The 9,209-nt window shown below is 36.0% G+C and carries 10 protein-coding genes; 5 read left to right on the forward strand and 5 right to left on the reverse strand.

Features of this window, described 5'->3' with window-relative positions:
• Window positions 1-27: 27 nt before the first annotated feature.
• Genes BOQ62_RS22785 through BOQ62_RS01135 form a run of 4 tightly spaced genes read left to right on the forward strand, consistent with a single transcriptional unit; the run spans window position 28 to window position 4,154 of the window.
• On the forward strand, window positions 28-882 hold the full coding sequence (locus tag BOQ62_RS22785) for a hypothetical protein (RefSeq protein ID WP_228413521.1): 855 nt from the start codon (window positions 28-30) through the stop codon (window positions 880-882).
• Window positions 883-887: 5 nt separating this feature from the next.
• Entirely contained in the window at window positions 888-1,430 is a 543-nt protein-coding gene (locus BOQ62_RS22790; protein ID WP_262708284.1) for a M20/M25/M40 family metallo-hydrolase, read from the forward strand.
• 2 nt (window positions 1,431-1,432) lie between these two features.
• Window positions 1,433-2,791, forward strand: coding sequence for a M28 family peptidase (locus BOQ62_RS01130; RefSeq protein WP_129036599.1), 1,359 nt, complete (start codon window positions 1,433-1,435; stop codon window positions 2,789-2,791).
• A 4-nt stretch (window positions 2,792-2,795) separates the two neighbouring features.
• A complete protein-coding gene (locus tag BOQ62_RS01135; protein ID WP_129036600.1) occupies window positions 2,796-4,154 on the forward strand; it encodes a M28 family peptidase in 1,359 nt (452 codons plus the stop codon).
• A gap of 496 nt (window positions 4,155-4,650) precedes the next feature.
• On the opposite strand, the gene BOQ62_RS01140 is transcribed toward BOQ62_RS01135, so the two are convergent.
• Window positions 4,651-5,172, reverse strand: coding sequence for a hypothetical protein (locus BOQ62_RS01140; RefSeq protein ID WP_164976649.1), 522 nt, complete (start codon window positions 5,170-5,172; stop codon window positions 4,651-4,653).
• Between the two features lie 602 nt (window positions 5,173-5,774).
• Between BOQ62_RS01140 and BOQ62_RS01145 the strand changes: the two genes are divergently transcribed.
• Window positions 5,775-6,005: a hypothetical protein gene (locus BOQ62_RS01145; protein WP_129036602.1), complete on the forward strand. Its 231-nt coding sequence runs from the start codon at window positions 5,775-5,777 to the stop codon at window positions 6,003-6,005.
• Between the two features lie 159 nt (window positions 6,006-6,164).
• On the opposite strand, the gene BOQ62_RS01150 is transcribed toward BOQ62_RS01145, so the two are convergent.
• The 4 genes from BOQ62_RS01150 to BOQ62_RS01165 all read right to left on the reverse strand — a co-directional run bounded on the left by BOQ62_RS01150 (window position 6,165) and on the right by BOQ62_RS01165 (window position 8,880).
• On the reverse strand, window positions 6,165-6,386 hold the full coding sequence (locus BOQ62_RS01150) for a hypothetical protein (RefSeq protein WP_129036603.1): 222 nt from the start codon (window positions 6,384-6,386) through the stop codon (window positions 6,165-6,167).
• Window positions 6,387-6,510: 124 nt separating this feature from the next.
• Window positions 6,511-7,086 (reverse strand): hypothetical protein, encoded by a 576-nt coding sequence (locus BOQ62_RS01155; protein ID WP_129036604.1) that lies wholly within the window; start codon window positions 7,084-7,086, stop codon window positions 6,511-6,513.
• A gap of 162 nt (window positions 7,087-7,248) precedes the next feature.
• Window positions 7,249-8,286 carry a peptidylprolyl isomerase gene (locus tag BOQ62_RS01160; RefSeq protein WP_228413529.1) on the reverse strand — a complete coding sequence of 346 codons (1,038 nt, stop codon included), beginning with the start codon at window positions 8,284-8,286 and terminating at the stop codon, window positions 7,249-7,251.
• A gap of 81 nt (window positions 8,287-8,367) precedes the next feature.
• Entirely contained in the window at window positions 8,368-8,880 is a 513-nt protein-coding gene (locus BOQ62_RS01165; RefSeq protein WP_129036605.1) for an FKBP-type peptidyl-prolyl cis-trans isomerase, read from the reverse strand.
• Window positions 8,881-9,209: the final 329 nt, after the last annotated feature.

Here is a 9,209-nt window from a genome sequence, read left to right on the forward strand (position 1 = left end):
TCAACGGAAAAGATAAGTAAATAAAAAATGAAAAAAATATTCATTATACTTCCACTCTTTTTGAGTGGATTTTTATTTTCTCAGAAAAAGCCACAAAAAAATCCAGCAAAAAAAGGGACTGTTGCCAAATTTAATTATCATGATGAGTTCAGAAAAATCTCAGATGAAATTATGACCAACGGTACTGCTTATGATAATCTCGGAGAACTCTCCAAAGGCATAGGCCCACGTTTCAGTGCAACTCCCGGATATGCAAAAGCTGTAGAATGGGCTGAAAAAAAATTCAAAGAAATTGGTATTAATATGATCTGGAGACAGGAAGCCAAAGCGCCAGTCTGGATCAGAGGAAAAGAATCTTTGCAGATAAAAGCAGGAAATGGAGAATGGAAAAACATCAGAATGCTTTCTTTTGGAAACTCTGAAGGTACAGACGGAAAAGATCTTACAGGAGAAATTGTTTTAATTAATTCTACTTCAGAGCTTAATGCTATGTCTGTAGGACAATTAAGAGATAAAATAGTTTTCGTAAATGTTCCTATGGATCCGAAAATTATCAATACCAGCGATTCTTATTTACAGACTGCAAAATCAAAATTAATTTCCGCTTCTGTTATTGCTAAAACAGGGGCAAAAGCATTAATTATAAGATCACTTACCACAGCTAGTGACGATACTCCTCATGCCAAAATGATTTATTACGAACCAGACGATAAAGTTAAAATTCCGGCTTTATCAATTGGGGTAAGATCCGCAGAGGAGCTGGAGAAATTAATAAAAAAACAAAAAGTTACTGCTAAAATCAACATGAACGCCGAATCAAAAGGCGACACGACAAATCCCAATATCATTGCTGAAATTGGGGGAAAAAAGATTCTAAAGTAATCGTTCTGGGTGCCCAGCTTGATTCCTGGGATGTTGGTGAAGGAGCGGTAGATGACGGAACAGGTGTTGTACAGTGTATCGAAGTTTTAAGAACATTGAAGGCGCTTGGATATGAAAATAACCATACCATCCGTGTTGTTCTGTACGCCAACAGTGAAAACGGCGGACAAGGCCGTGAGATGTATGCCGCTTATGTAAAAAAGAAAGACGAAAAACATGTATTCGCCCTGGGAACCGATGCCGGAGGCTATTCTCCGCGAGGATTCTCTTTGGACATGTCACCTCAAAGAAGAAGACTGGTTTATCCGTGGAAAGAATATTTTCTGCCTTATGGAGTTTATGATTTCGATCAGACAGAAGCCATTCAGGATATTTCTCCTTTAAAAAAACTGGACATTCCTTTGGCAGAGCTTGTGGTAGATACACAAAGATATTTCGATTATCATCATTCCGAACAGGATACTTTTGATAAAGTGAATAAAAGAGAGCTTCTTTTGGGAGCTGTAGCCATAACACAGATGATTTTTATGGTTGATAAAAACTGGTAACAATGAAAAAAATATTAGGAACAACATTATTACTTCTTGGAATAACTGTTTTTAGCCAAACTAAAGAAGATTCCATCCAATTTAAAAAAATTTCTACAGAAATTCTGAATAATGGTAAAGGATACAATGAACTGAGAGAACTCACCAAAACAATTGGTAATCGCTTAAGTGGTTCTGAAGCCTATGAAAAATCTGTGCAATGGGCAGCTCAAAAACTTCATGATGCCGGAGCTGATAAAGTATGGCTTCAGGAAGTGATGATTCCGGTATGGGTAAGAGGAAAAGAATCTTTACACATTCAGACCTCAAACGGAAAATGGAAAAGCATCAAGATGCTCTCCCTTGGAAACTCTGAAGGAACCGGAGGAAAAGATGTCTCCGGAGAAATCATCATGGTAAAATCACTTGAAGAATATGATCAGCTTCCCGCTGAAAAGGTAAAAGATAAAATTGTTTTCTTCAACTACACATTTAAACAGGAAAATGTACAGACGTTTATCTCTTATCGTGACGCAAGTGCCTATAGACGAACTACCGCTTCATTAACGGCTAAAAAAGGAGGTAAATTTACCATCATCAGATCCCTTTCTTCTGCTTTTGATGATGTTCCACACACAGGAAATATGCGTTATGATGAAAATATCTCTAAAATACCGGCTATAACAATTGGAAATACCTCGGCTGATGAGCTTGAAACCTTGTTGAAAAGTCAAAAAGTCATAGCCAAACTGAATTCCAACTGTGGAATGAAAGGAGAAAAACGATCTCACTCTGTTATAGGAGAAATCACAGGTAAAAAAGATCAGAGTGTTATTGTTGTCGGTGGACATCTTGATTCCTGGGATGTAGGCGAAGGCGCTCATGATGACGGTGCCGGAATTGTACAAAGTATCGAGGTTTTAAGAACTTTTAAAAAATTAGGCATACAAAATAACCATACCATCCGTGCAGTTTGCTTTGCCAATGAAGAAAACGGAACAAAAGGCGGGAAAGAATATGGTAAAGTTGCCAAAGAAAACAACGAGAAGCATCTTTTTGCTATAGAATCTGATGCAGGAGGTTTTTCACCACGAGGAATTTCCCTTGAAATGAATGAACCTCAAAGAAACCAGATCAAAAGCTGGGGAAATCTGTTTTTACCATATGGTGTTTACAACTTTGAAGGTAAATATTCCGGATCGGATATTGCCCCGCTTCATGAAATGGGAGTTCCAACGGCAGAGTTGGTACCTGATCCGCAACGCTATTTCGATATTCACCATACAGAAGAAGACACTTTTGAAAAAGTCAACAGAAGAGAACTGTTACTCGGTTCTGCGGTGATGACCCAACTTATTTATATGATTGATAAAAATTGGTAAAACAATGAAAAAGATATTAGGAACTTCATTATTGCTTTTTGGAATGATCGCTTTTGGTCAGTCTAAAGAAGATTCCATCCAGTTCAGAAAGATCTCTACAGAAATTCTGAACAACGGAAAAGGATATACAGAGCTTAGAGAGCTTACAAAAAACATAGGCCACCGTTTAAGCGGTTCTGAAGCTTATGAAAAGTCCGTAAAATGGGCCGAACAAAAACTTCGTGATGCCGGCGCTGACAAAGTATGGCTTCAGGAAGTGATGATCCCAGTATGGGAAAGAGGAAAAGAATCTTTAAATATTCAGACTTCCAACGGAAAATGGAAAAACCTTAAAATGCTTTCTCTTGGAAATTCTGAAGGCACCGGAGGAAAAGATGTTTCTGGAGAAATCATCATGGTAAAATCTATGGAAGAATATGATAAACTTCCTGCTGAAAAAGTGAAAGATAAAATTGTATTCTTCAACTATGCTTTCAGCCAGTCATTCATAGAAACCTTTAAAGCCTATGGTGATGCAGCAAAATACAGAACTACAGCTGCTTCATTAACAGCAAAAAAAGGAGGGAAATTTGCCATCGTTAGGTCATTATCTTCTGCTTTTGACGATGTTCCTCACACCGGAGCGATGCGCTATGAAGACAAAGTTTCCAAAATACCCGCTGTAGCCATCGGAAGCACTACAGCAGATGAACTGGAAACATTATTAAAGAATCAGAAAATTACCGCAAAACTTAATTCCAATTGTGGAATGAAGGGTGAAAAACTCTCCCACTCTGTGATCGGGGAAATCACAGGTAAAAAAGATCAGAGTGTGATTGTTGTCGGCGGACATCTTGATTCCTGGGACGTAGGCGAAGGTGCTCATGATGACGGAGCCGGAATTGTACAAAGCATTGAAGTATTAAGAACCTTTAAAAAATTGGGAATTCCAAATAACCATACCATCAGAGTAGTCTGCTTCGCCAATGAAGAAAATGGGGTAAAAGGCGGAATTCAATATGGTAAAACCGTAAAAGAGAAAAACGAAAAACATCTTTTTGCCATAGAAACAGACGCAGGAGGTTTTGCTCCAAGAGGTATTGCTTTAGATATGGATGATGCAAAAAGAAATCAGATCAAAGGCTGGTCAAACTTATTCCTTCCCTACGGAGTTTACAACTTTGAAGAAAGATTTTCAGGAACAGATCTTTATCCACTCCACGACATGGGAATCCCCGCTGCTGAATTGATGCCGGATTCTCAACGTTATTTCGATATTCATCATACCGAAGAAGATACTTTTGAAAAGGTGAATCGAAGAGAGCTTTTATTAGGCGCTACAGCTTTGACACAGATTATTTATATGATTGATAAAAACTGGTAAAATACGAAACCGTCTTTTTAAAGGCGGTTTTCTTTTTAATAATATCTAACTCTTCAATCAATAGAAACGGGCTTTATCCCAAACCTATAAGAATCCCACTGATCTCACAGATTGACACGGATGATTGTGCATTTTTATATTGGTGAAATTAGTGTAAATATATTTGTGTTATTAGTGGTTCTTGAAATTAAACACAAATTGCACTAATCATTTCACGAATTGCACAATTCAATTGGAACAGGCTTAAGCCTGTTTTGTCTTATGGAATAGCTTCCATCGGCTTTAGCCAAAATCTATAAAGTTTTTTTTAACCGCAGATTTTCGCAGGTAATTGAGGATATTTTTTGATGGATAAGTTTTAAATGATTCTATTGGTGAAATTTGTGCAAAGATATTTGTGACATTTGTGGTTTTATAATTAAACACGAATGACACTAATAATTTCACGAATAACACAATTGCAATAAAATGGTTTATAGCTCTTTCCAATATTATATTACTTAAGTTTCTTATCTCTAATTTTACGTTTGTACAAAAAATTTCTCCACAAAAAAATTTTCCATGCGTGATGTAATCCACCTCCGGATTCCCAATTGACATCAAACTTCCCTCCATCCCATGCATACACAGGTATTTCAATTTTTGAATGAAACATGGGTTGATTATCCTTTATTGCAGCAAAATAATCAGTCTCAAAATTTGATTTCCGATAGTATTGTATCTCAACTATAGTCTCTGTTTTGTTAGCCCTGAACATATACAGATTCACATCATAAAGATCATCAAGCTCTTTATACAAGTTTTCTACTGCAGAATCTAATGTAAGCATCATTTTTGAATTATTGATCCTATTTCGGGACGAGCTTCGTTCCAGGGAGTTCGTTCCTTCAAATTCATTAAAATCAGACAGAATAAAAAATAAATCAGGAGAAATAGTATTCCAACAATTAGTTTTTACTAATTGTAAAAGGCTAGTAATATTGATCTTTATATGATCTTTTAAATCGTTTTGAGTCATCATTACATTATTCTACAAATATTTCAAATTGCATAAAACATCATCTTGCCGTAATATTTTCTTTGCTTCAAATTATTTAAGCTTAAAAATAGAAAATTTTTCTTTGTTTAAGGAAATAATAGATGAAAACACGCTTCAACAAAAGTCTTATCAACCTTATAAAACAAAGTGTTAATCGTAAATACAAAACTTTGGCATGATATTGGCATTTAAAAAATCGAGAAAAAATAAAAAAACACTAAGGATGAGAAAAAAGGTTTTCTGTGGATTTTCAGTTTTTCCACCGATTCAAGTTCATATCTAGTATATGAATCCTTTTTTTTCTACGATGCCGTACAAGATACGGGTTCGTGATTAACTAACTCCCCCGTTGGTTTTTCACAGCAATTTTGCACCCCGTATCTAACTGGTATCATCAATAACCAGGAATCTTAATTGATTCAAAAAAAACAAAAATTTCCCGGACTTTTAGCCCGGAATAACGATATAGATAAATGGCAAAGTCATCGTGAACCTTGGCCCAGTAAAGGAACTTATTCTTTTTACCGTGATGAGTACGCCTTTATTTTTTAATCAATTGTATAACCCTTAAAATGTAAGTAATGATGAGATCCTTTTTTGAAATGATTTTTAAGAGAAATGAAGATGCTGCAAAATTGAATATCTGGAGCCTGTTATTGGTTCTGAGCTTTGCTGCGTTTTCTGTATTGGTATACGCTTCAGAACCAAGCTTCAATAGCTTAATTATATACCTTACGGCATTTGCCGCCTATTTAGGCTTTGGCTTTGTATTCATCAGTTCCCTTGCCGGGAAAAGTATGAAGAAGAGATAACAGAAAACATAACTTTCAATTTACTTTTACTGAAAAAACCGCCCTGTTTGGAGCGGTTTTTTATTTTAAAATTTTACTTTGGAGCTATATATAAAAAAGCCACCCCATCCGGAGCAGCCCTCGCGACAACAACAAGTGCTATCGTCACATCGTAATAATTTATTCTTTAAACAGATCCTTCATCATTTCATCAAGGATCTTTTTCGTTTCTTCTTCAATCATTTTTCCGGACTTTTCAACGAGTTCTTCTCTGAAAGGTTCACAGCAGGCTTTTATTCCGAACCCTTCATCAGTTTTTACCAATTCAGGATGCAGACCATGCTCTTCGCATACTTCCGATTCTATTTCTTTCTTTATCAGGTCGTAATTCAGATCAAACATATTTTCTATTTTGTTTCTTATATAAGTGCAGGATAAAGATAGAAGTAATAAATCCTTCCCGAAATCCGTATTTCTACGGTATTTACGGGAAACAAAAAATCGATGCTTGCTGCTTCTTAATCCTTTAAAATTTATCCAGAATTTTCTTCGGTAAGACTTTCACAAGTTCTTTTTTATATTCCTTTTCAAGAATAACAAATTTCCAAGCTTTTTTGTCTTTTGAAACAGCACAGGTTTTCATATTGGCATTGATGAGATATGAACCTTCGTTGGCTAAATATTTTACATTATTCGCTCCATATTTGGCTGTTAGTGCACTGTTCATTTTCTTTTTCATATCATCGTTTAATGAACTGACATTGCATTTCAGCTTCAAAAAATAATGGGTAATAGAAAAATATTCACCAGTAATGAGTTCGGGGTTTTCAATGTTTCCAAACTTTAAATCCTGCATTTCAATTTTCATGAACGGATTATTGTAGGTCATATTCAAAATCTGTGTCATCTGCTCTTTTGAAATAATGGTGAAGAATTTTGGATAGATACAGCTTACTGCCTGATCGATCTGTTTAGATTTAATACTGTTTACAAAATAAGTAAGTGATTTTTTTATCGCTGGATCGTCAGGATTTGCTTTAGCCTGCGAAAAAGTTATACACGACAGCAGAACAAAAAGAAACAGAAGTGATTTGGTTTTCATTATTAAATGGTGTTACAAATTTAAGATTACTTTTTACCAGAAAATCATTACCCTTTCCGGCTCTTAAAATGGGTCGCAACATTTACGCAGATCGTTACAGAATATATTTGGGCCAAATAAAAAGCCGTCCAACGGACGGCTTCATATCTTAAAAAGATTCAATTATTTTACTTTTACAAGCTCAACATCGAAAACTAACCAAGAGTTTGGCGGGATCACTCCTCCTGCTCCTCTTTCTCCGTAAGCCATTGCTGGCGGGATCAATAATGTAGCAGTTTCACCTTCTTTCAATAATAGGATACCTTCATCCCATCCTTTGATTACTCTTCCCATTCCGATTGGAATTTCGATAGGCTCGTTTCTCTTGAATGAAGAATCGAATTCAGTTCCGTCTACCAATTTACCTGCATAGTGTACAGATACGTTGTCACCTGCTTTTGGAGCTTTACCTTCAGCTGTTTTTGTGATTTTATAGTAAAGACCTGATTCTGTTTTTTGCATACCAGCTTTTAGGTTTTCAACTAATTTCTCCTGGTTAGCTTTGAATTCTTCTTCTTTTTTCTTCTTTTCAGCTTCTTCTTTAGCGATAAAAGCTTTATTGTTTTCTGTGATTTTAGCTTTTCCTTCGTTGAAAGTTTTAGCTGCATCGTAGTGCTTGTATTCGTCACCTTTGCTGAAAACAGAAACTTTTTCTAAAACGATATCAGTTTTAGGCTTATCCTGAGCTCCTTTTTCAACGTTAGCAATAGCATCAATGACATCATTACCTTTTACCACTTTTCCGAAGATCGTGTGTCTTCCGTCTAACCAAGGAGTAGCTACTTCAGTAATGAAGAACTGAGAACCGTTAGTGTTAGGTCCTGAGTTTGCCATTGAAAGAACACCTTTTCCAGTGTGTTTAAGGTCATTTCTTTCATCCTCGAATTTATATCCCGGATCACCTGCTCCAGTTCCTTTAGGATCACCTCCCTGGATCATGAAATCTTTGATTACTCTGTGGAAAATAGTTCCGTCATAGTAAGGAACTCCCTTAGCCTTAGCTTTGTTGTCGATTTTCCCTTCTGCAAGACCGATAAAGTTGGCTACAGTTACTGGTGCTTTCTTGTCCTCAAACTTTACAATTAAGTTACCTTTTGTAGTTTGAAGATTGGCATAAAGTCCGTCATTAAGACCTTCGTAAGTTTCTTTGTCTACGTTCATTTTTTTATAAATTGGGGTACAACTCATCAGCGAAATACTTGCCGCTGCCAGAATTATATTCTTGTTAAACAATTTCATGTATTATAGGGCTTTTAATTTTATGATTAATGGAATATCGTTGTCTATTTTCTTTTCGTCTCCGTATGTTCCGTACGCTAAAGAAGACGGCACCAAAAGCGTTACTTCCTCTCCATCATGTATAAAACGCAAAGCGTTCTCCACTGCTCTCAGTTCATCAAAGTGCCCGAATTTGGCATCTCTTCTCTCAAAAGGCTGGTCATAGATTTTAGTCTGGTCAAAATCGTACAGATCATAAGAATAAGAAATCAAAGATTCATCTTTTCTTCTTTCTCTCTGATCATAACCTTCCACCGTTACCCAGTAATTAAGCTGCGTAGGAAAATACTTCACAGACTGACCACTGATCCAATCCTGAATCTGCCCTCTTTCTATGACATTCAAATTTTTCATCCTGTTTTTAGAAACATCCAGATCTTTCTGGCTTAAAACACCCCCTACAGGAGGATGTGCCGTCTGTGTATTTCTGTTGCAGCTCAACAGGCTTATGGCTGATATGAAGAGTATTTTTTTCATAAACTTCTGCGAAAATACACATTTCGCAAATTAATTACAAAACTTATCTAGGATTTACAGGAACAATTTAGTGATAATAAAAATCATCATTCAACTTCTGCAAAGTAATTTAAACTTTTAAGATCAATTTCAGTTTTTAAGAAATTTAAAAAGCCGGGAAAACCCTAGTCATGGTCGGAAGAAATTTCCGACCATTTTTATGTTTTAAGTTTTGAAGACTTTTGCAGGATCACCCCCCGCAAATATTATTAAAATTGCGGTAATCATATCCCGAAGTTCCATAGCGATGCGTCTTTTAGCTGTTTTATATCCTAAATTGTTTACTTTTT

Origin of the sequence: Chryseobacterium sp. CH21, from assembly GCF_004119445.1 — a bacterium.
Classification (GTDB): Bacteria; Bacteroidota; Bacteroidia; order Flavobacteriales; family Weeksellaceae; genus Chryseobacterium.

Bases quoted from the DNA above. Each gene is read 5' to 3' on its own strand.
- BOQ62_RS22785 (WP_228413521.1), top strand. From the start codon at position 28: ATGAAAAAAATATTCATTATACTTCCACTCTTTTTGAGTGGATTTTTA.
- BOQ62_RS01130 (WP_129036599.1), top strand. From the start codon at position 1,433: ATGAAAAAAATATTAGGAACAACATTATTACTTCTTGGAATAACTGTT.
- BOQ62_RS01135 (WP_129036600.1), top strand. From the start codon at position 2,796: ATGAAAAAGATATTAGGAACTTCATTATTGCTTTTTGGAATGATCGCT.
- BOQ62_RS01140 (WP_164976649.1), bottom strand. From the start codon at position 5,172: ATGACTCAAAACGATTTAAAAGATCATATAAAGATCAATATTACTAGC.
- BOQ62_RS01145 (WP_129036602.1), top strand. From the start codon at position 5,775: ATGATGAGATCCTTTTTTGAAATGATTTTTAAGAGAAATGAAGATGCT.
- BOQ62_RS01150 (WP_129036603.1), bottom strand. From the start codon at position 6,386: ATGTTTGATCTGAATTACGACCTGATAAAGAAAGAAATAGAATCGGAA.
- BOQ62_RS01155 (WP_129036604.1), bottom strand. From the start codon at position 7,086: ATGAAAACCAAATCACTTCTGTTTCTTTTTGTTCTGCTGTCGTGTATA.
- BOQ62_RS01160 (WP_228413529.1), bottom strand. From the start codon at position 8,286: ATGAACGTAGACAAAGAAACTTACGAAGGTCTTAATGACGGACTTTAT.
- BOQ62_RS01165 (WP_129036605.1), bottom strand. From the start codon at position 8,880: ATGAAAAAAATACTCTTCATATCAGCCATAAGCCTGTTGAGCTGCAAC.